The organism is Paraburkholderia sp. HP33-1, assembly GCF_021390595.1.
Classification (GTDB): domain Bacteria; phylum Pseudomonadota; class Gammaproteobacteria; order Burkholderiales; family Burkholderiaceae; genus Paraburkholderia.
Map to the genome: position 1 here is coordinate 716,645 of NZ_JAJEJR010000001.1, position 21,851 is coordinate 738,495.

Consider the following 21,851-nt stretch of genomic DNA (forward strand, 5'->3'; position numbering starts at 1 on the left):
CCCAGCGAGCGCATGGCGCGGCGAACGTTCGTTTGACCTTCCTGACTTGGTGTGCCTTTCGTGAACTCCCCGGCAACTTCCATGAGCGCGTCGCGCCTCGTGATTTTTTATGCGATATTCGCGGCGATTTCGATCGCCGCGAATATCGGTCTTCAGAAACTCTCGCTGATCACCTATTCGGGAGCATTCAGCGTGCCGCTGTCCGTGGTCGTCGGAACGGGCGGTGGACTGGTGGTGAAGTTCGTACTCGACAAGCTCTGGATCTTTCGATACCGCCATCGCGATCTGTCGCACGGCATACAGAGTTTTCTGCTGTACACGGTGATGGGACTCGCAACTACCGTGATTTTTTGGGGCTTCGAATTTGGCGCGGACGCGATCTATCACTCCGAGCCGGCCCGCTTTACGGGTGGCGTGATTGGACTCGTGATTGGTTACATCGTCAAATACCGGCTCGACAAGAAGTTCGTTTTTGCCTGATGCGGGCAATGCATTGAGTTTTAGAAGTTGCGCTACTTCGGGGCGCATAATAAAAAAATATTGGCCAATGAAAATACAACAACTCAGACAGTACCTTTCGGGGAATGCGCTTCTATTGGTGGTCACCATTACCGTGGGCGGCTACCTTGCATGGCAAACGCGCAACTTTCAACTGGACGATTCGCTGATCTATCTGCGGTATCTGCGCAATCTGTTTGACAGAGATGGCCTGACCTACAATGTGGGCGATCGTTTCAACGGCCTGACGTCGCCGTTGTATTCCTACTTGCTGATCGTTGCCAACCTTGTGACCGGGAATTTGCAATATACGACGATCTTTTTGTCGTTCGTGTTCCTGTGCGCGGCGGCAATCACGGGAGCGCATCTGCTGGCGAGCGGGAAATACGAACAGACGCTATGTGCGCTGATCGTTGTTTCCTTCAATTATTTCTACGACACCTTTGGGATGGAGACTTCGCTGTTTCTGTTCCTCTCCGCGCTCGCGTTGGTACTCTATCGCAGGGAGCAATTTTTCGGTCTGGGTGTGGTGCTCGGCCTGCTGTTCATCACGCGCAGTGAAGGTGTGTTCCTTGGCCTGGTCGTGGTCGTCGATTACTTCATCAGGAACAGAAAACTACCTCAAGTCAAGTATGTCGTTGCGCCGGTCATTTTGCTCGCGGCCAATTTCATATTCAACTACTACTACTACGGCGCGTTTCTTCCGGCTACCGGTAATGCGAAGCTCGGACAGGGCAAATCAGGATACTGGGGCGAGGGACTGATTTTTCTCCACGTGCAGTACATGAAGGACGCTTTCTTCGGGGGGGATTTCCGGCTGCTCGCGTTCATGCTGCCGGTCGGTCTCGTCGGCGTGCTGTCGAGTCTCGGTAAAAGGATCGTGTGGCTCGTCATTTTCTATCTTGTGCTGCTCGGTTCGTTTTATGTATTTCTGCACATTCCGAATTACCACTGGTACTACGCGCCATTCTTCTTCTTCGACTTGTTGTTCGTTGGCGTCGGCGCGTGGAAGGTGCTCAACTTCTCGTACGAGCGGTCTCGGGAGAGTTCTGTTTTCCTGACACTGTTCCTTGCGTTTTTTCTTGTCACGAGCGGCTTCGTTTACCACAGCTTTGGTCTCTCGAACATCCAGCGCGGCCCGATGGACGCATACAAGAATATTGGTGAATGGATAAAAGCCAACACGCCGGGTAATGCGGTAGTTGCAAGCGTCGAGATCGGAACCGTGGGCTGGTACTCCGACCGGTACATCATCGACATTCTCGGTCTGACCAATCGCTATAACGCGGACTACATTGCTCGGAAGGATCTTTACTCCTGGCTCACGAAGTACAGCCCGGATTACATTCTCGTGCATCAGCCGCTTTGGACTTTCGAGGCAAGCGCGAATTGCCTGCTCGCGAGCCAGGCCTACGCGCCCGTGGAAGCGTTCAATTTCGCTGGTTACCGCTTGCTACGGCGCAGTGACGCCGCAGGGACGCAGCAGCAGCTTCAAACGTGTGCAAAAGGGCCGCGGACCTGATAAGCCCGGCAATGCTCGTGGCGAAGTCGCACCGGCCGGCTCGCGGTAATCACGGTCGACTCGATGTTCGAGTCGGCTGTAGATTTCTGCTGATCTTTTTGTCTAAAAAATATTGAATTACTGGTATGCGACGAGAAAAGACCTGCCTCTTCCCATTGCTCATGTTCTTATGCGCGTTGCTGCTCATGTGGTATCGGGCACCTCAGCGCATCGAGCACGGCTTTCTGTGGGCCGAAGACGCCACGATCTTTATCGCGCAAGCGCACGAACTTGGTATCCGGTCCTTCGTGCAGGCCTATTCTGGCTATTGGCATTTCGTTCCGCGTCTCGTCGCATGGCTGCAGATGAAAACGACGCCAATCGACGAGGCCCCGTATTTTTTCATGTGGGCGTGTGCGTTGATCACGGCCGGGTCGAGCGCCTACATGGCCTACGCGTTTCGAATCTTCTCGCGTCCCATCGCCGCACTTCTCGCCCTCGCACCTCTGCTGGTCCCGCAGACGGGCGAGACCCTGCTGAATGTTACGAACATTCAATGGATACTATTTCCGACGCTCATCGTTCTGCTGTGGGAAAACCTGTTCAATCCGCCGAAATCCTGGTATAGCGTCCGGGCGTTCGCGGCTGCCGTCATTGCGTTGACAGGCCCCTTTGGCATCATCACGTTCGGCCCGACCGTGCTGGCTTGTATCTACGCGTCGCGTCGCGGGAAGTTTTCGCATCGTCAGACTGGATTTCTGGTCGCTTACACCGCGGGCGTGGCGGGGCAGGTTTATGCGGTTGCAACGAACGCCTCGCCGCCGCTCGATTTTGGCCCGGCGCCGTATGTGTGGCGTTATGGCACCCGGATGATCCGCGAGTTGTTTTGCAGTCTCCTGCCGTCGCCGGATAGCGTTCCGCTCATCGCCGGCTTGATCCTGGCGATAGTGTTGGTGTTCGTCGTGGCGAGATCGCGAGCGGTTTTCGCCTGTCTGCTGCTTGCGGCGATGGCTGGCATTATCTGGTTGCTTGGCGCCGCGCGATCGAATCCATACTCGCTACATATGGAGTGGTACGGCTTCGGCGCCCGGTATATCTATCCCGCCTTGCTGTTCTTTTTCTGGGCCGCGCTACTGTCGATCGCGACCCCGACTTCGAAGCCGTCGCGCGTGTTGGCAGGTGGATTCGTCGTCGTCATCCTGCTGGCTAGCGCCACGCGATTTCCCGCGTCGGAATGGCCAATGTGGAGCATTACGCCGAACGACAGAGGGCATACGCTAAACGTCGCGCCGAACTGGGCGGTCCAAATTCCTGAAAGCCCGCCCAGCCATTAGGTCTTCGCGCGTTTCAACCGTCGCGATCGTTACCTCGTTTCGATGGCAACCGGAGCAGGGGCGGTCTGAGCCTCGGGAGCCGGGCGCAACGCCCGCCCCTCTCGCCACCCATACCGCAGGTAATGCTCACCCGCATTCAGTCCCGCCGCCGCCACGTCCGTATTGGCGTCGAGATATTCCTGTTCATTGAAATCCGGCGGCAATTCGACCGCTTCGTCCGCGTCCAGTTCGCTGGGTTGCCCGCTCACGCGCGGCGTGCTCTTACCGGCGTCCGGTCCGGAGCATAGCTCCTCGAGCTTGCGGTGCGTGCGCCAGAACGGCACGGCCGGCGTTGCGTCGCTGCTGGCCTGCCGCTCCATTCGCCGCCAGCTGTCGGCAATATATTCGCGATCGCGCGAGCGCCTCATCACTACAGAAAACTCGATATCGTTGTGCAGCGTGTCGTTGAATTCTTCACACGCGAAATCGATCATCTCCATTTCGCATAGGTCGGCCATCAGTTTCGCAAACGAGCGCGGTGTGAAAACCCAGCAGTGAACGTCGTGATAGGTGCCGTTTATGAATCCGTCCCGTGCGACATGCAGCGCGCCCTGCCATGTATGGAGCCGCTTGACCGACTGCGGGTCGATCCGCTTTTGCCATGCTTCCTGCGTCGAGATGTGGGCGGCGGACAGGCAGTGATCCAGCAGCGAGTAGGTCTGCGGTATCCGGGCCCGGGCAATATAGCTGGCCAATACTTCGGGCAGCCGGCTTTCGCGGCGTAAATAATCGAAGGTGTAGCGCCGGTCGGGCACGGCGAGCCGTACTTCGCCGGTCCGCTTGAGGACCGTGGCCAGTTCTCTTAGCCACGTCACGAGGTCGGGAACATGCTCAACGACATGAGACGCCACCACGTAGTCGACATAGCGGCCCTTGATCGCTTCGTGCAGCGTATTGCGCCCCCACACCGCGTCGACATCGACGATCTCATTGACGTCGAGACTAGGATCGTCCTTGTACTTCTCACGCAGGTGCGGCGTGTCCGTATGGTCGACGTAAATGATCTCGCCGCCATCGCTGCGTCGCACGAGAGGCCAGCACAGCGGGCCGATTTCTACACCGACGCTGTCCTTGACGTTCAGTCCTTTCAGCAGACGGCAACGCCGCTTATCTCGAAACTCACTGATGCTCGGAGCACTGTCTTCCTTCGCCATGTTGCCTCCTCGTGTTGGATGGCACAGCTTCCAGTTATGACCAATGTTCACCGCATTGCGCGAGACCGCTTACACCATCAGGTATGCATCGGCACCTTGATGGAGTCCGAACTTTTACCGCTGGCCAGACGGAAGGCCTCATCAACGTCGTCGAGGCTCAGGTCGTGCGTGATCATCGCGAGCAGCGCATTACCCTTGCGCGCCAGCAGATCGATCGCGAGCGCGTTCGTCGAACTCATCTACGAATCTCCTCGAAACATGAAAAGGTCTGGCCGGGGGCGCCTAGCGTTTCTTGCGGATCCAGAAGCTCGCGCCGGGGTTGCGCATGAAGAGCGGCATCCGCGCGTTCATCAGGTCGGCGTGGAAGTGGCCCATGAACGTATTCATCAGGACAACTTCGAAAGCGCTGTTGTACTGAAGGAAGGCGCGCAACAGATAGGCTTCGTTCCACGCGCGGCCTTCATAGATCCACTGCGGCGGGTATTCAAGCGGCAGGAACACGTCGTGAAAGTGCACGTGCACGCCCGGTGCGAGGATCGGCAGTATTTCGAAGACGATGCGGTTGACGTCGCTGCCGATCTTGCTCACGTGCGACGAGTCGACGAACAGGATGTCGTTCGCTTCGAGCTCCGCGAAGACCGACAGGTCGACGTCCTGGGCGAGCGACTTCACGATCTTCGAGGTGACCTTGTCCTTCTCGGTCAGCAACGACAGCAGGCGTTCGTTGTTCGGCTCGACGAAGGTGCACCGGATCCGTCCGTCGAAGAACAGGTCGTTGGTGTCGAGCGAAACGGCGGACGAGAAGCCCGAGCCGATCTCGACGATGCGGCGCGGCCGCAGGTGGCGAATCATGCAGTACAGCGACGTCGCGTCGCCATACGAGAACATTACATTTTCGAAGTAGAAGCGCAGGCCGTCTTTCTTGTGCGGCTCGAACGGCATCTCGCCGTAGTACTTGTCCGCGAACTCACCGACGAGCCGCACCTGCGCCTCTTCGTTGAACTCGATGCCGGGCAGCGTGCGCGAGATGTTGCCGAACAGGCGTGCTTCGTCCTGCTTGATGTCGGAGATCGATGGGATCGGCGAATAGTAGTGGCCAGGGGGCACGTCGCCGAGATTCGAAAAGTGCGGAATGTTGACCTGAAGCGCGTCGCGATACTTGTCCCGTTCAGCGATCAGTTCTGCAATCGCGGGATGCTGCGCGGCAAGTGAATCCAGAAGTTCGGGCGATGCCGACATCTTGTCCCTCCTGCTTGAAGGAATAGGCGGAAGCCACCACTGAAGAGCGCACCGACTACGGCATGCTGACTGGCGCTTCGTTATCCCCGCGTGGCCAGTCTATCGCACCGCCAGTATTCTGCACGCCGAATGTCTCCTGATGTTCCGACATGAGTCAGCATTTACCGTTACTTACAAAATATTCGTCGTAGCAATCGATACAGCCGCGAGCCCGATGGCGAGCGCTCGTTCCGCTTTCCGCGGATCGCGCGCTCACGCTGCGATTGCGCGAGAGAAAGGGCGGGGACGGCCACCGCTTCCGTCAGCTACATAAAGTTACAAAAGCCCAGAGCGGCGTGCTTGCCGCGTTGCCGGAGCGGTCGATTGCGTTACGATTTGGCGTAAAATCAAGCCCCTGTCGATAACGGTCCGTGCCTGTTTTGCAAGTGGCGCGGACGCATGCGTTCCGCACCGTCCGGCGGACGGCAGCGACGCCCACGATAAGGGACGATTCGGGACGGAACTCGCAATATGCATTTCAAGATTCTCGTGACCACTCACAGTACTGCGTTCATGACGAGCGGTGGTGGTGAGTCGGAACTCGTGCAAGTCGCCGAACTTCTCGACGAGTCGGGCGTACAGGCCGACATCTACGGCATTCGCAGCCTGCCGCTACGCTTTTACGACGCGGTGATGCACTTCTTCGTTCATGCGGACGGCGAAGCGATCATTCGCGAAACGGTGAATCAAGGCAAGAAGCTGTTCCTGTGGCCGAACGTCTGGTGGAGCAGATCCCTGAGGTGGACGTCGGCGTGAGCCACCTGCATCGCTTCGACGTCGTGCTGTTCAACAAGCACGTGTCGAATCTGTCGCTGAAGATCATGCGGATGACGAACGAACTCGGTCTTCATCATTCCATTACACACAAGTCGATCTGAGTGAGTTGTAGACTTCCGCGCTTTGCCGTTGACTCCTGCTTTTTGCATGACGAGCGAATGGCGCAAGCGACGCAGAGCTGGGCGGCGATGGAATTCAGGAGTATCGATCTGGGCGACAAGCGTCTGAACCGGCGGGCAGTCCTGTTGGCCGAGCAACTGTCGGGAAGTCCGTTGGCAAGTATCCCTGAAGCGTGCGGCGGCTGGGCCGAGACGGCGGCGGCTTACCGGTTTCTGGCGCAGGACAGGCTGGAATGGTCCGGCATCATGGAGCCACATTGGCGGTGTTCGGCCGGGCGGATGTGGGCGCGCGAATTGAAGGATGCCGACGATGTGCGCGGTGGCATCAGGTTTGCGCGCCGGGTCGGACATGAATGACTTATGTGTAATGAGGTGGGCTGAGCCCCATTCCCGAGAGCGAAGTTGAACGCATTCAGGGAATCACACGTATTGCGCACAAGCTGCTCTTCAAATCGCAAACCGAGTTCGAGAATTTCACGCAGTACACTCAGGTGCCGGCGGAGCAGTCTGCAGGAAGTGCATCCCGGCTGGTTCCCCGACAGCAAGCACCGCCCGCTAGAACGGTGCGTGATAGAGTCTGTAGTCTGCAATTTGATAAAAATCTGTACGTGCTGGTCTCTATTTCAACGCGCCAAAATCGCCTTTTTACGACTGTGAGTTAATATGATCATTGGTGCAACACGGGTTATTGCGCTGTTCCTTGTATACGGCCGCACTTATGCTGACGAGGGAATCTCGCACATCCGCAAGATGGTCGAGCGAATGCTGCCCAACGCAAAGTTACAAATTATCATCATCGACAACAAGATCGATCAACCTTTCGAGAATATGGACCGTCCCATCTGGGAGGTCGCCGGTGACAACACGCTTGGGGAGTTCACCGGCTGGGATCACGGCTATCAGTTTGCGAAGCGAGTGCTCGATCTGAACGCCGATGATCTCATCCTGTTTGCCAACGACACTTTTTTCCGTCGGAACTATCGTGACGGTGGTGTCAGCTACATGGACTTCTTTGACCGTTCAATCGTTGAAGGTCACGATCTGACGAAGGAATGCATTGGCTATCTCGACGATTTTCCACGCAGTGTGGAATTGATGGGCATTCGCTATACGAGCTGGATCAGAAGTAACGTATTCTTTTTGCCATACAACGTTTGCGAAAATCTCGGGAAATTGACCTTTCCGTTGCCCGAAGAGGAAATTTTTGCATCGGATTATCGTACATTTTGGGGGGGCACAGGAAAAATCTCGGATAACTGGAAGGCCTATATCAGTAGCTGGCTCTTTGGTTACTCAGATTCGAAATTTCCGGAGTATCAGCTTCACTGGCATAGCGCAAGGAAGCCTGACGCCGAAAATTTCGCATTTTTCAAACGAAAAGCCCGCGCGATTCTGTCGGAGCATTATCTGACCGCGCGCCTACACGCCGCCGGCATTCCAATCATCGATACCAATCTGTTTCCACGCTTATCGGATCGCCACACAGCGCCTTACTACAACTAATGCAGGCACGTCTGGAGCCTGTAGCAACATGAGCAGCGGATTGGGGCCTACGCGGTGACCCGCCTCCTGCTCGGGAAGCCACCCGTCTAGTCATGTGGCCGGCATGACTGGCGGATCCTGTATAGTGCTTCCCAACCGCGCGGTACAACTGCATGGCCACGCCCCGGGCGTTACGGCGCAAACAGCTCAACCTGATTCACGGCATTCGAGCAAGTACACACGTATGGATAATCCAAGACTTCTGATCACCACGTACTACAGTGCCTTTCTGAACCCCGGTGGCGGGGAAACTGAACTGCTGACGCTGATCGAAGGCCTGCGTATGTCAGGCATCGATGCCGATCTTTACGGGCCATCAAGCCGCCCGCTATCGTCGTATTCGTCCGTATTGCACTTCTCCGTGCAAGCGGATGGACTTGCCATGCTGCAAAGGGCCAAGTCGCAGCAAAAAAGGATTTTCCTGTGGCCCAATCTTTGGTGGAACGGCCCGCCCAACGCAGAAGAGCGTCAACTGGTCGCTGATTTTTTCAAACTTTCCGACAAGATTATTTTCAAATCTCAATCTGAAATTGAAAATATTCGACAATACGCGCCCGTCAACGAGGAGCAGATTCTCCACATTCCGGCTCCCGTCAACCCGAAATTCCTCAATGCATCGAATCCGGGCATCTTCAAGCGAATGTATAACCTTGATAAGTACGTGCTGTGGGTAGGTGTACTCAATCGAACCAAGAATCAACTGACCGCGATAAAAGCATTGAAAAGCCTGGACGTTCCAGTCGTCTTTATTGGATATCCGAACGACAAGGAATATTTCGATGAATGCCGTGCAGCAGCGCCGAAGCATTTTCTTTTTATTCCGCAGATGCCGCCGGCCTCAGAAATTCTCTGCTCGGCAGTGCAAAGCTGCGCGCTGTTCCTGGAGGTTCCGCTGGAACCGCCCGGAACATCGGCTCTCGAAGCCGCGCTGGCCGGACGCCCATTGGTATTGTCCAAGGGCCCGTGGACCAGCGAGCACATGGGCACGCGCGCACGCACTGTCGATCCGCACGACGAAGGCGCTATTCTCGAGGTCGTCAGGGACGCGCTGAGATCGCCAACACAAAGTGATGCACTGTCAAAAGAAATCTCACGGTACCATCTGACTCCGCGTCCCCTCATGCCCTTGGTCGAGTTGATCAAGCGCAGCGCACGTTGAGGTCCGGATGCACGTTATGACTCAGTCTCGGCCAGTGGACAGTGACACATTCGACTTCTCAGTCGTCGTTCCATGCCACAACGAAAGCGGCTATATCGAGAATCTGCTGCACGATCTTTCGGTACAGACAATCGGCACGGAAAGCTTCGAGGTCGTCGTGGTCGACAACAATTCCTCGGACAACACCAACGAGGTTGTTTGGGACTTTGCGTGTCACGCGCGGAAGGTGAACGTCCGTCTGGTGCACGAATACGAACCAGGTGTTTCGTATGCGCGCAACTCGGGAGCACGAGCCGCGAAGGGAACCACATTGATCTTCCTCGATGCGGACAACCGCGTCTCGCCGAGCTTTCTCTCGGACGTTTCGTACACGATGCATGCGAAGAATAGTGTCGCAGGTACGATCCGGACCATGCCGGACGTCGCGCGAGCCAGTGCGTTATGGGTATTCTGGATCCTCGAGTTGATCAAGGTCTTTTTGGGCCGGCCTTTCGGAAAAAGCTATGTTCAGAGGCGACTGTATGAGGACAGCCAAGGCTATAACGAACGGATCGTTCTTGGGGAAAATCTCGATTTTCTGATTCGCGTGAAGGCACTCGCCAAAAAGGAAGGACGAGTATTCGGGCACATCCGGCGCCCAATCTACTGCTCATTGAGACGGTTCAACTCGCAAGGCTATGTGCGCGTGTTGATGCCGTGGTTCGCCGCCTATTGCGGACTCTTCAACCTGAAGTATCAGACAATGACTTCGATCAAAGGTCAGAACACCGGCTAGACCAATCTGGCACACAGCCGTCGATTGCTGGCAAGCGGTCAATTGACATCACGGAGACGATCGTTTTTTTTAAAGCTGGAAAGGCGTTGTTCCGACAGGGTGTTCTCTTGCCTCGCTACAGCTTAAAGATATGTGTTTGATGGAGTCAAAATGGACAAAGTTGCAGTGGTAACCGGCGGGAACAGGGGACTGGGGCTAGCAGCAACCAGGCAGCTGGCGGAACTCGGTTATTTGACAGTTCTCGGCTCGCGTGATGTCAACGCCGGAGAAGGAGCTGCTGGTGCGTTTCGTTCCGAGCAGCTTGCCGTATATGCTTCGCAACTCGACGTCTCCGACTCCCAAAGTGTCGATGCTTTCTTCGAACACGTTATTGAAGAATACGGTCGCGTCGATATCCTGCTAAACAGCGCAGGCGTTTATCTCGAGGGAGCGAAGGGATTTCGCGAGATTGACGAAGCAACCCTTTTGGAATCAATCAATGTTAATACAATTGGCGCATGGCGGACTTGCAAAGCGGTTGCTCCGCACATGATTCGCCAGTCTTACGGGCGAATTGTGAACGTCTCTTCCGGATGGGGCGCCCTTGCGGATATGAATGCCAACGCTGCCGCGTACAGGATTTCGAAGGCCGGACTGAATGCCCTTACCCGAATTGTCGCTTCTGATCTTGCGAAGTATGGCGATATTAAGGTCAATGCAGTGTGCCCGGGTTGGGTACGCACGCGAATGGGCGGACCTGATGCCGAGGTTGACGCCGACGAAGCTGCTACCCATGTCGTATGGGCTGCCCTCTTTGGTGAAAACGGCCCAACTGGTGGATTCTTCAAATTTCGGAAGTCAATTGCATGGTAAGCGACGTCAAGGCGCCCCCTTTTTTGGGGACTCCATTACCTTCCCCGTGTGAGGGTGCGGGTTGTGGGCGAAATGCTCGGCTACATAACTTTGATATAACCCGCTGAGCAATTTCTGAATGCTCACTAACTCTGGCGAAAAATTACCAGAGAGATCCGCTGCGTCAACCATAGGCATCATCTCGCAGACAATTCTTCGCTCAAAATCTGTTTGACAGTAATCCAAAATGTGCTCGTATGGAGCTTGATGACTCGCGACCTGGATCTGCGGGTTCAAGGAAAGAAACGTTGTGAATAGACGTTCAATGATGAAAGGGAGAAATGGCGCAGCAGTATAATGGGTCGTTGATTCGAGAACGTCGATTGCAGCATTATCATCCGGATTTTCTTCCAGAAATCGGGCGATCGGCTCCAGCACGCCGCCGACGTAGGCATCCCAAAATTCGGGCGTCCCCACCCAAAAATTGGAGTAACAGAGGTTACTCGCGTTGTGCCGTGGTACATCGACAATCTTCCACCCGATTCCGCTGGCATCGAGAAGTGCTTGCGCGCGATCACACAAACCCGGATGAAACGCTTCACCGTGCATCCAGACATTGAACGAGAAATACGCGGTGGACGGATACGGATTGAGAATGCAAACGGTGGCATTTCTATTGCAACGTACAAATTCAATGAACTGCGAACCGGCCATCAAGGATTTCAATCTGAACTTGGGAGAAAAAATTCCTGAAAACGGGCTCTGACGATGATCGCCTCGCCGATAAAAGTCGACAAGAATCCTAAACTCGCGCCACGCCGGCAGTGAGTTGTTAGCTATCGTGAGAGGGCGAAAGGCCGGCTCCGACAACTGTTGACCCTCCCGATACAGCGGTTCATAGATCGTTATCATGTTGACTGTCATGCGAAATTCATCGCCGAACTATGCCGGAGCACGTTCCGCGCGTCAACGACGAGCGGCACTGGCCATCCGGGCGTTCACAAGTCGTGGAACATCGCCCTGGAGTTGGGACGGTCGCCAGGATGGCTTTTTGTCAGCAGATAAAGTTTGGCATAAAGATTCGCGGCATCCGTTGTATCAGCAGGTGCCGCCTGGCAAACGCGGGCGAAACGATCAGGCTAGGACGTCCCCTTACACCATATGCCACCCTTGCTGCCAGGTCCCTGCGCGTTGTAACGTTTGCGCAGACCCGCCAATCGTAACGCTGAACCCTTCCCGCGCCTCGTCCGGCAGTTGAACAGCAAAGCCACAATGATCAGTTGGATAGCCCGCTGCGGCAACATCTGGCCTCTGCTCGCCAGTCAACGTCATCGCGACCCGTTTTCCCTGCACCCATATCTCGATCGGCACGCGTTTCTCCGGGTCGCTCAGGTTCACCGCCCAGCCTAGCACCATGTCGTCCCTCACGACGTCGACGAAACCGTCGAACAGGTCAGCACATTCGCGTCGACGAGACTGAGCGAGTTCAATATACGCATCGATCGCGGACAGATCCGACGAGGTGGCAACCTCGCGCACCGTGCGCAAATCGTTTTCGCTGAATCCGAAAACTGTCGACGTCGACCCGTGAATATAGGGATTCTCGAGCACGTCGATCCGCGCCTGGATCGCACGAACAACCTCAATCGCCCGGGTATAGACATCGCCGTACGACTCCCTTTCCCGCGCGACCTCATCGCTCACATGCTGGTACAACTCATAGTCTAGTTGATTGTCCTCGATAAACTTCTGACGAGCTTGTTCGGACAGCGGTGAATGCTCTTTGGGCACACCCTCGGTCACATTCGTGCGGATGTAGAACGGCAAACGCATTCCCGTTCTACCGCATAGACGAAGCAAAAAATCGCTCATGTCTTCACACAGGCCAACTGTCGGGATATGTTGCCGGAGGTGCTCAATTGCGATTTCGAGGCTCTCACGTCGCACGTCGCCATGACCGCTCAGCATTTGCACGAACAGGTTCTTGCCGCCGTACGAACCGCTCACCCACTCGTTCAATGAGACTTCACCGCGTTGCGCTAGCGCTTCAAATTCGGAGACCGCCATCCCGCGCGCGACCTCGCCGTTCTTGCCATTACGCGCGTACCAGTAGTGCGAGGTCTGCCGACTGAGCGGATTGCGCAAAATACTGCAATATTCCAACGGCATCTTGAGGCTTCGGTGAATACCGAACGGATAATGGCCGCCGCCGACTCCGCTGGCCAAGAATCGCGCTCGCGTCTTGTCCCAAAATACACCACCCCACAAGAAGTTGATGAATTGATCGCGGTCGAGATTCAGGTCAAAAAAGGAAATGACCGTGGAACCACCGCTTTTCGGGGGATGAATGAAGAATACAGGCTTCACTTGGTATTTTTGTGAGATTAAATAATTAAAGTTTACCGCCCACTCGCAAATCCGCGTGTAACCAATAATTACAACCTGAAAGCCCGGTAAACCTCCGGTAATCCCATTCCATTACACCCAAGTCGATCTGAGTGAGTTGTAGGCTTCCGCGCTTTGCCGTTGACTCCTGCTTTTTGCATGACGAGCGAATGGCGCAAGCGACGCAGAGCTGGGCGGCGATGGAATTCAGGAGTATCGATCTGGGCGAAAAGCGTCTGAACCGGCGGGCAGTCCTGTTGGCCGAGCAACTGTCAGGAAGTCCGTTGGCAAGTATCCCTGAAGAGTGCGGCGGCTGGGCCGAGACGGCGGCGGCTTACCGGTTTCTGGCGCAGGACAGGCTGGAATGGTCCGACATTCTCGACTTGATGGTGAAGGCGCACGAGATCGGATGTCCGGCGGACTGGCTGCTGCGCTCCCGGCACAGTCGCATCTCGAGCTGGCCGCGTGGTGTGCTGGAGCCCACGATCCATTCGGACGACGCACCGTTCCTGCCGATCGTGGCCGAGCGTCTGTTCAGCACGTATCTGTCGCTGCATCCCGAGCTGAAGGTGGCCGCCTATCCGATCGAGGGAGACCGGGTGCTGGACTATTGCGTGAGCGATTTCGAAAGAGCCATCGTGCGCTACATGCAAAAGCCGATTGGCGCCGCCGATCGCGTGCCGGTCTTTCCGCCCGAGCAGATTGCGCTGATGAATTTGCTGTGCACGCTCTCGCAGAAGTACGTGCGCGCATTTCTCGTTCACCCCGCACCCGCACACCGGGCAACCGATCGACTTCGACCGGAACGGCAGGTAGGGATGCGAAGGGGGAGGCGGCGCGATCGGGTTGGATCGCACCGCTACGCGTTGATACGCGTCAACGAGCGCCGGTGCTGACTATCTTTTCGTAGCGGACACGCCGGCCGCACTCGCGCGCGAACGTGCGGGCGCGCTCGTCACGACGACACCGGCGCCGATGAATATGTCGCGCCACACCTCGTCGCTGGCACGTTGCAGCACGCCGTCGGCGTGCTTGACGAAGGCCGCATCGATCGGACTGCGGCCGTGGTTCTGGCCGAGGCGCTCCATGATCACCGGTATCCACGCGGCGAGTTCGGCATGGGTGTCGAACACGCAGTCGGGCGGGCAAATCTCCTGAGCGGCCGTGCCACCGCGTACGAACACCGGCTTGCCGTAGTGCATCGCTTCGAGCACCGGCACGCAGAAGCCCTCGTGGCGGCTCATCGCAAGAAGGGCGTTGGTCGATTCGTAGCACTCGAACAGATCGGCGTCGTCGAGCATGCCCTTGAAGTCGATCTGTTCCAGCACGCCGAGACGCCGCGCGTGATTGATCAGAAACTTCAGATAATCGTAGTTCGGTGTGCTGCCGACGATGCTCAGCGTCGCGCCGAAGGCATGCTGTTTCAGCAGCGACAGAATCTCGATGCCGTCCTCGATGCGTTTGTGCGGCACCACGCGCCCCACCATCAGCAGGTTCGGCTCGTGGCGCTTGCGGCCCTTACGCGGTCCTTCGCGCTGGAACACGTACATATCCGGAAAGATCGGTGGCACGACCTTGATCGCGTCCGCCGCGACGATGCCGGCGAGGCTCGCTGCGGTGCTGCGCGAATTCGCGACGACCGTGTCGAAGTCCGCAAGCAAAGGCAGTTGCGCGAGCGCCTTCTCGCACAACTGCGCGGTGCGCGGTTCCAGCGCGCGCAGCAATTGCGGATCTGTCACCCCATGGAAGTAGCAGATCTTTTTGCAGTCGAGCGCGATGATCCGTTCGAGGTACGGATCGAAGATCGAGTAACTGAGCAGGACTACATCGTCGCGGGCGACCTCGTCAAACAACGCGTCAAGCGGGCGCACTCCATTTGTTCCCTCCTCGAAACCGCTTGCATACAGCTCGGCCGTCATGCCGAGACGTTCAGCCATGCGTACGAAACCGATGCAGTGGTTGCCCACCGCATCGCCCGAGAAAATGTCCGGAGCACATACCCGCAGCGTCATTTTGTCTTCGCCTCTGCAATGTCGGTCAAGCGTCGCGCATACGCGCGTGCGACTGCTTCAACTGAGTAGTCGCGCTCGATGCGTGTCTTCCCCGCCAGTGCGATGCGCTCACGGAGTGGCGCATCGTCGATCATACGTTTGAGCTGTTCTGCCGCAATCGACACATCCGGATCGCACCAGTACTGACCCTCGGCGAACAGGTAGTCGCCGGGCCGCAGCGGCACGAGGTCGCCGTCCACGAGGAACGCGGTGTCGGGGTCGCAGAAGTCGACGTTGCCCGAGAAGTTCGTGACGACGACCGGCTGCCCCAACGCCATCGCCTCGGCGATCACGCGGCCGAAGCCTTCGCTACGGTGCAGCGAAATGTAGGCGTCGCAGCAGGTCATGAAGTCGGTCGAATCCTGACGGCTCAGGCGCTCGGACATGATGTGGATGCGGCTGTCGCCCGCGGCGAGGTCGAGCACGGCGCGCCACACCGGGTCGTCGTCGCGCACGTTCATCGCCTTGATGACGAGCCCGACTCCCGGCGAGCGGTTGCCGAACGCCTGCTTGAACGCCTGTACGCCTGCGAGCGGATTCTTGCGGCTCAGCCACGAGTTGCCGTCGAACATCAGGTAGAACAGGAACTCGTTGGTCGGCAGGCCGAAACGCTCGCGCTTCGGGTCGACTGGCGCGGGCACCTCGACCGCCATCGGCATCTGATAGACCGGCGTGTTGCCGAGCCGGCTGTAGACGCTCGCCACGAAGCGGCTCTGCGCCCAGATTTCATCGACCATCTGATGCACGTTGCCGAACGCGTTCGGCCAGTGGGGCAATTCCCACGGCCATGCGCCGATCTTGTGCGTGGGCGCGTCGATCAGTTTGCGGCCGCCTTCCAGCGCGAGCCGCACCATCTCCGGTGCCGGCAGGCAGATCAGGCTGATGTTGTACTTGAGCTCTTCGCCGATCAGATGATCGACCGAATGTTCGAGGCGCGCGGGTCCGGCCATCGGCGCATTGAGAAGCGTGACCGGCGTCGACGACAGTTGCAGCACGCGCGCGGCCATGCGCGCGTCTTCGCCGAGGCCGAGCACGCCTTGCGGGAAGCCGATGATGTTGACGCCGAAGTCGTAACCGGCACCTTCGACGCGCGCGTGATAGCGCGCAGGCTCGCGCGGGTCCTCATCGGCTTCGTCGTCGGCGGAGTCGGATTCGGCCCAGCGCACCTTGAGCGAGCCGACCAGCGGATATTCGGTCGACGCCCACTCGTTCCACCATTGCACGAGCTGATCGCGGCCTTGCGCGGTGTTCAGGTTGTACGCTTTACGCAGATCGGGGCGGTCGCGCGCGATCATCGTCAGGAAGCGCGGCAGCAGTGTATCGTCGGCCGGCTGCTCGTCGTCGATTCTCGCGAGTTCTTCGGCGAGATGAGTCGGCGACCATTTGACCGCGCAGTACTCGTCGTGCCCGTGCATGTCCCACCACGAGATGAAGCCGAGCCGCGCGCTGAAGCTGTTCAGATCGAACGACACCTGCAGGTCGGGCCGCTCGCTCCAGATCAGCAGCAAAAAGCGCGGCAGCAGCGGCAGCGCGCCTTGTTCGCCAGCTTCCATGCTGAACAGGCTGTCGGGCAACGCCGGCATGACCCAGTGAAGCGCCGGATACTGGTGCTGTCCGGCCTCGATCCACCACGACAGGCACTTCAGCCGTCCGGTGAAGCTGCCGAGCGAGCCGAGTTCCTGCAGATCCTGGCGCTCGCCGTGCAGCAGCCGCAGAAAGCGCGGCACCGGCAGCCAGTCTGTGTGCGTGCCCCATTCGGGCTCGAACATCAGCGCGGCCGTTGTGGGTGTCGTGGGCGGCGGCGATTGGATCGGGGGTTCTTCGGCGAGATGAGTCGGCGACCATTTGATCGCGTTGTACTCGTCGTGCCCGTGTTTCTCCCACCACGCAATGAAGCCGAGCCGCTCGCGGAAGCTCTCCAGATTGAACGACGCCTGCAGGTCGGGCCGCTCGCTCCAGATCAGCAGCAGGAAGCGCGGCAGCAGCGGCAGCGCGCCTTGCTCGCCGGCTTCCATGCTGAACAGGTTGTCGGGCACCGCCGGGACGCCCCAGTGAAGCGCCGGATACTGGTGCTGCCCGTGCTCGATCCACCACGACAGACACTTGAGGCGCCCGGTGAAGCTGTCGAGCGAGCAGAGCTGCTGCAGGTCCCGGCGCTCGCTGTGCAGCAGCCGCAGGAAGCGCGGCACCGGCAGCCAGTCGGCATGCGTGCCCCATTCGGGCTCGAACATCAGGCCGGGCGTGGTGGGCGGCACCCATTTGATCGAGCGGTACTGATGCTGGCCATGTTCGATCCACCACGACAGGCAGCTGAGCCGCCCCCGCAGCGATTGCAGATCGAAGGTCGCCTGCAGGTCCGGCCGGTCCTTGTAGATCTCGCAAAGGAAGCGCGGCACGTAAGGGCCGCCGTCCGCGGGAGGTGCTTCGGGTTCGAGCATGAAGCCGCCGATCGGCGGCTGCGACCACTTGATGCGCGGATACTCGCGCTGGCCGTGGTCTTCCCACCAGCTGAGCGCGTTGAGCCGCGAGGTGAAGCTGTTCAGGTCGAACGCGCTGCGCAGATCGGGCCGCTCGGTCGTGACCAGCGCGAGGAAGCGCGGAAACGGCATCGCGCTGGAGTCGGGCGCATCGATCGGTTCCAGCAGGCCGGGCCATGAGATCGGCGTGCGCCACGTCATACGCGGGCACGTGACCTGGCCGTACTGTTCCCACCAGTCGAGGATGTTGAGATAGCCGGTCAGCGTGCTCAGGTTGAACGCCCGGGAAAGATCGTCGCGATTGCGCACGATCATGGTCAGCAGCTTCGGCAATTGCAGGCCGGCTTCTTCGATCACCGTGACGGGCTCGTGCAGCGTCTCGCTCAGATGCTTCGCATCGAGCACGCTCGGTTTGGTCGAGCCGAGCCAGTACGTGACGGCGTCCGGATGACGCTCGATCAGCGTGTCGTTATCGAGTTGACGCAAATACTCCAGATCTTCCTGGCGCAGTACCCAGTTGAAATCCGGATACGTTTCGCGTGCCGACATTTCCCACCAGAAGTACAGCGTGACGCGGTCGTTCAGCACCTTGGAATTGAAGCGCGCGAGATCGGCTCTGAACTTCATCAGAAAGTAGATCGCGCTCGGCAGGCAGAACAGGTCCCCTGGCGATGGGTGGCGGTACTCGGCCAACCATCCGGTCTTGTTTTTTTTGGTTCCCAGATTAATCAAGATTGGCAATCCTTGAAGGCCAGGCAAAGGAAAAATCGTCGGCAGTCAGCGTCAGATTGGGTGAATAGCAGGGATCGTTCATCAACAGATGCTCCCAGCGCTGTCTGACCAACTCGGATTCCTGGTTGAAGCGGCTGATTTTTTCCGGTGTGTCTTCGGCGCCGCGTGATGCCGATTCGTGATGATAAAGCTCCGCGTAGGGCGTCCACACATTGCGGTAGCCCGCCTGCCGCACGCGCAGGCAAAAATCGATGTCGTTGTAAGCGACGTGTAACTGTTCGTCGAGGCCGCCCACTTCCTTGTAGATCGACTGGCGGATCAGCAGGCACGCGGCGGTCACCGCGCACATCACGTTGCGCAGACGCGCGCGCGCGAAGTAGCCGGGGTGCGAATTCGGGAAATGCTTGTGCGCATGGCTCCCGATACCGCCGACGCCGAGCACGACGCCGCCATGCTGGATCGTGTCGTCCGGATACAGCAGTTTCGCGCCGACCGCGCCGACGTTCGCCTGTAGCGCGACCGACACCATTTCCTCGAGCCAGTCGGCGTTGATCACTTCGATGTCGTTGTTCATCAGGCAGACGAAGTCCGCCGTGCTCGCGAGCGCGACGCGGTTGTTCAGCGCCGAGTAGTTGAACGGCGAGTCGTCGCGCACGACCTTGATCCGCTCGTCTCGTTGCAGGCGCGCGAACAGGTCGTGCGTTTCCTGCTTGACCGAGCCGTTGTCGATGATCGTGATGCGGAAGTTCGGGTAGCTCGATTTCTGCCGCACCGATTCCACGCATTGCTCGACGAGTCCCGCGGAATCGCGCGTCGGAATGATGATCTCCACCGACGGCAGCACCTCGGGCAGGTCGTACACGACCTTGTTGAACGCGTCGGTGCCCGGCGCGTGCTCGGTGTGCGCGTTGATATGGTTGCGCGCGAGGTGTTCGTCGATCGCGCGCATCGCCGCGATATGCGCATACGGCTTGGCTTCATGGCCGGAGGCCGTGCTTTCGGGAATCATGCGCCAGTGGTACAGCGCGCGCGGCACGTGATAAACGCTGTGATGACCTGCGCGGTCGATCACGCGCAGCGCGAGGTCGTAGTCCTGCGAGCCTTCGAAGCCGGTTCTGAAGCCGCCGACCTCCTTCATGATCGAGGTCCTGTACACACCGAAATGCGAGATCATGTTCTGGCTCAGGAACAGATCGTAGTTGAAGTCGCATTTGAAGTACGGGTCCGAGCGGACCCCGTCGATCGAGATCTTGTCTTCGTCGCTGTAGATCAGCGCCGCGTCCGGATGCGCGTTGATCAGTTCGGCGACGCAGTAGAGCGCGAGCGGATGCAGTTCGTCGTCGTGGTCGAGCAGACCGACGAATTCGCCGACGGCAAGCTCGAGCGCCGTATTGCTGGAGTTGCTGATATGACCGTTCGTCGTGCGGTACGCGACCTTGATGCGCGGATCCTTCGCGACGTAGCTGTCGAGCACCTGCTTGACCTCGGGGTTCGTCGAACAGTCGTCTGCGATACAGAATTCCCAGTTTTCGTAGACCTGATCGATGACCGAATCGATCGCGATGCGCAGCCATCTGGCCGGCGTGTTGTAGGTCGGCATCACGATGCTGATGAGCGGCTGCAGCGCCCACGTCTTCGAGCGCGCGCGCAGTTCGGGGTAATGCGACGCGGGCGGCTCGTGCCGCTCGATCCATTCCTGATACGTGTGACCGACGGTTGGGGGCGGCGCGGGCTGTGCGCCGCCGCCCCACGACGCCATCCGGCGTGCGCGTTCGAGCAGCTCCGCCGGGCAGTCAGCGTCGTCCATCAGTTCGACGTTGAAGCCGTTGATCGAAAACAGTCCCGAGCGCGCGATTGGATCGAGGCGCAACGGACCGACGAGCGGCGGAAACGCGACGACCTGATCTACCTTGCCAGTTGCGTCGACCACGAGACCGATCGTCGCGTGCTCCGACATGCCCGCGCCCGCATCGAAGTAGATCAGGCACGGCGAAGCCGGCATGTCTTCCTTCGCGAGCTCGAACGAAATACGCACGGCGCGCCCCGACAGATCTTCCCATCCCGTCAGCTCGAACTGTGGATCGCAATTGGTCGCGTTCCACGCGAACCCGGAATGCGGGGAAGCCTCGACGTTATTGAGGGGACGAAGTTCGAAGTTCTTCATGAGGTTCGTCACGGGTTTTGTCATTTCGTCAGCAGGGAATCGTAGAGGTCTTTCAAGGGCGACAGGACCGCCCGCCAGGTCAGATCTTGCGTCTGGAGCGCGGCCTTGCCGCGCGGTTGCGCGAGCGCGGCGTGAATCGATCCGGCAATGCTATCGACGTCGAACGGATCCAGGTAGGCGACATGCCGCGCAAAATATTCTTCGGTAGAGCCAACTTTCGTCACGGCGATGCGCGCGCCTGCGGCATGCGCTTCGAGCGCGGCAAGCCCCGGTGTTTCCAGCGTGCTAGGCAGTACGAACGCTTCGCAGGCCGCGTAGGCGGAGCGCAGCAACGGCGAATCGTGGGGGAGCGTGCCCGCGTAGACGACCTGCTCACCGCCTTCGGCGAAGCACGCCTTCGCGTATTCGGGATCGCGCTGATGGCCGATCAGCACGAGCTTCAGTTCGGGGAACGACTTCATCGCCCGGATCAGCGCGAGCTGATTCTTGCGCGGCTCGATGTTGCCGACGTTCAGGATAAAGCGTTGCGCGATGCCGGATTCATGGCGGAACAGATCGGCGGGCACCGGCTCGTAAAAGCTCTGCTCGACCCCGTTGAGCACGCTCACGAACTTCTCGCGCGGCAGATCGAAGATGCGCGCGAGCGTGTCGCATTCGATCTCCGAGTTCGCGACCACGCGGTCCGCGAGAGAAAACTGATGATGGATCTCGCCGATCGGATAGAAATGCTTCGTTTCCTCCGTCACCCACAGGCTCGACGACACGACGAGCGGCAAGCCCAACTGCTTGACGAAGTTGCAGAAGTGCACCGAGCCACCGACGCACGAGAAGAAATGCACCACGTCGTGTTCAAGAAAACGCGGCTTCCACGGATCGAACAGCGTGACGTCGACGCCATGCGCGGGCAGATGCTTGTGATACGCAAGCAACTGGATTTCTCCGCCGCCGGGAGTATGGAAAGCCATCGGGTAGGTGGCGAACAACACTTTCATAGATGGAACTCTAGTCATCTAGTCACTCAAACAGTTTTTTCGT

20 protein-coding genes are annotated in these 21,851 nt (G+C 58.4%); 11 read left to right on the forward strand and 9 right to left on the reverse strand.

Translation table 11 applies throughout. The features are described 5' to 3' along the window. Positions 1-81: 81 nt before the first annotated feature. The 3 genes from L0U81_RS03280 (at position 82) to L0U81_RS03290 (ending at position 3,333) form a co-directional block, all read left to right on the forward strand. Positions 82-480, forward strand: a complete 399-nt coding sequence (locus tag L0U81_RS03280) for a GtrA family protein (RefSeq protein WP_233800158.1) — start codon at positions 82-84, stop codon at positions 478-480. Beyond that, positions 473-2,020, forward strand: coding sequence for a hypothetical protein (locus tag L0U81_RS03285; RefSeq protein WP_233800159.1), 1,548 nt, complete (start codon positions 473-475; stop codon positions 2,018-2,020). The genes L0U81_RS03280 and L0U81_RS03285 overlap by 8 nt, the downstream gene beginning before the upstream one ends. A 125-nt stretch (positions 2,021-2,145) precedes the next feature. Then, on the forward strand, positions 2,146-3,333 hold the full coding sequence (locus L0U81_RS03290; protein WP_233800160.1) for a hypothetical protein: 1,188 nt from the start codon (positions 2,146-2,148) through the stop codon (positions 3,331-3,333). Positions 3,334-3,362: 29 nt separating this feature from the next. Here L0U81_RS03290 and L0U81_RS03295 read toward each other — a convergent pair whose 3' ends face one another. The 3 genes from L0U81_RS03295 to L0U81_RS03305 all read right to left on the reverse strand — a co-directional run bounded on the left by L0U81_RS03295 (position 3,363) and on the right by L0U81_RS03305 (position 5,765). Further along, positions 3,363-4,526 (reverse strand): class I SAM-dependent methyltransferase, encoded by a 1,164-nt coding sequence (locus L0U81_RS03295; RefSeq protein ID WP_233800161.1) that lies wholly within the window; start codon positions 4,524-4,526, stop codon positions 3,363-3,365. Between the two features lie 77 nt (positions 4,527-4,603). Beyond that, positions 4,604-4,765 carry a hypothetical protein gene (locus L0U81_RS03300; protein WP_233800162.1) on the reverse strand — a complete coding sequence of 54 codons (162 nt, stop codon included), beginning with the start codon at positions 4,763-4,765 and terminating at the stop codon, positions 4,604-4,606. Positions 4,766-4,808: 43 nt separating this feature from the next. Then, a complete protein-coding gene (locus L0U81_RS03305; protein WP_233800163.1) occupies positions 4,809-5,765 on the reverse strand; it encodes a class I SAM-dependent methyltransferase in 957 nt (318 codons plus the stop codon). A 510-nt stretch (positions 5,766-6,275) separates the two neighbouring features. Here L0U81_RS03305 and L0U81_RS03310 point away from each other — a divergent pair. From L0U81_RS03310 to L0U81_RS03335, 7 genes are all read left to right on the forward strand, one after another. Next, positions 6,276-6,560 carry a hypothetical protein gene (locus L0U81_RS03310; RefSeq protein WP_233800164.1) on the forward strand — a complete coding sequence of 95 codons (285 nt, stop codon included), beginning with the start codon at positions 6,276-6,278 and terminating at the stop codon, positions 6,558-6,560. Beyond that, positions 6,557-6,682 carry a hypothetical protein gene (locus tag L0U81_RS33485; RefSeq protein WP_267956391.1) on the forward strand — a complete coding sequence of 42 codons (126 nt, stop codon included), beginning with the start codon at positions 6,557-6,559 and terminating at the stop codon, positions 6,680-6,682. The genes L0U81_RS03310 and L0U81_RS33485 overlap by 4 nt, the downstream gene beginning before the upstream one ends. A 57-nt stretch (positions 6,683-6,739) precedes the next feature. Continuing rightward, positions 6,740-7,057, forward strand: a complete 318-nt coding sequence (locus L0U81_RS33490; protein ID WP_267956392.1) for an IS4/Tn5 family transposase DNA-binding protein — start codon at positions 6,740-6,742, stop codon at positions 7,055-7,057. Positions 7,058-7,363: 306 nt separating this feature from the next. Then, on the forward strand, positions 7,364-8,203 hold the full coding sequence (locus L0U81_RS03320; RefSeq protein WP_233800165.1) for a hypothetical protein: 840 nt from the start codon (positions 7,364-7,366) through the stop codon (positions 8,201-8,203). A 124-nt stretch (positions 8,204-8,327) separates the two neighbouring features. After that, positions 8,328-9,401, forward strand: a complete 1,074-nt coding sequence (locus L0U81_RS33660; protein ID WP_233800166.1) for a glycosyltransferase — start codon at positions 8,328-8,330, stop codon at positions 9,399-9,401. 16 nt (positions 9,402-9,417) lie between these two features. Then, positions 9,418-10,176, forward strand: coding sequence for a glycosyltransferase (locus L0U81_RS03330; protein WP_233800167.1), 759 nt, complete (start codon positions 9,418-9,420; stop codon positions 10,174-10,176). Positions 10,177-10,326: 150 nt separating this feature from the next. Continuing rightward, positions 10,327-11,028: an SDR family NAD(P)-dependent oxidoreductase gene (locus L0U81_RS03335; protein WP_233800168.1), complete on the forward strand. Its 702-nt coding sequence runs from the start codon at positions 10,327-10,329 to the stop codon at positions 11,026-11,028. Positions 11,029-11,034: 6 nt separating this feature from the next. Here the strand turns inward: L0U81_RS03335 and L0U81_RS03340 are convergent, their stop codons facing one another. Together L0U81_RS03340 and L0U81_RS03345 are read right to left on the reverse strand one after the other, a co-directional pair. Beyond that, positions 11,035-11,931 (reverse strand): hypothetical protein, encoded by an 897-nt coding sequence (locus L0U81_RS03340; protein WP_233800169.1) that lies wholly within the window; start codon positions 11,929-11,931, stop codon positions 11,035-11,037. 228 nt (positions 11,932-12,159) lie between these two features. Then, positions 12,160-13,374 carry a chondroitin 4-O-sulfotransferase gene (locus L0U81_RS03345; RefSeq protein WP_233800170.1) on the reverse strand — a complete coding sequence of 405 codons (1,215 nt, stop codon included), beginning with the start codon at positions 13,372-13,374 and terminating at the stop codon, positions 12,160-12,162. A 188-nt stretch (positions 13,375-13,562) separates the two neighbouring features. Between L0U81_RS03345 and L0U81_RS03350 the strand changes: the two genes are divergently transcribed. Further along, on the forward strand, positions 13,563-14,288 hold the full coding sequence (locus L0U81_RS03350) for an IS4/Tn5 family transposase DNA-binding protein (RefSeq protein WP_233800171.1): 726 nt from the start codon (positions 13,563-13,565) through the stop codon (positions 14,286-14,288). On the opposite strand, the gene L0U81_RS03355 is transcribed toward L0U81_RS03350, so the two are convergent. The 4 genes from L0U81_RS03355 to L0U81_RS03370 are packed head-to-tail and all read right to left on the reverse strand — an operon-like array spanning position 14,289 to position 21,808. Beyond that, positions 14,289-15,404 (reverse strand): glycosyltransferase family 4 protein, encoded by a 1,116-nt coding sequence (locus L0U81_RS03355; protein WP_233800172.1) that lies wholly within the window; start codon positions 15,402-15,404, stop codon positions 14,289-14,291. Further along, the gene (locus tag L0U81_RS03360) at positions 15,401-18,652 is read right to left on the reverse strand and encodes a glycosyltransferase family 4 protein (RefSeq protein WP_233800173.1); all 3,252 of its coding nucleotides are present in this window, start codon (positions 18,650-18,652) and stop codon (positions 15,401-15,403) included. Before L0U81_RS03360 ends, L0U81_RS03355 begins: the two co-directional genes overlap by 4 nt. Continuing rightward, complete coding sequence (locus tag L0U81_RS03365) at positions 18,645-20,840, reverse strand: glycosyltransferase family 2 protein (protein WP_267956393.1); 2,196 nt, start codon at positions 20,838-20,840, stop codon at positions 18,645-18,647. Before L0U81_RS03365 ends, L0U81_RS03360 begins: the two co-directional genes overlap by 8 nt. Continuing rightward, complete coding sequence (locus L0U81_RS03370; protein WP_233800175.1) at positions 20,837-21,808, reverse strand: glycosyltransferase; 972 nt, start codon at positions 21,806-21,808, stop codon at positions 20,837-20,839. Before L0U81_RS03370 ends, L0U81_RS03365 begins: the two co-directional genes overlap by 4 nt. Positions 21,809-21,851: the final 43 nt, after the last annotated feature.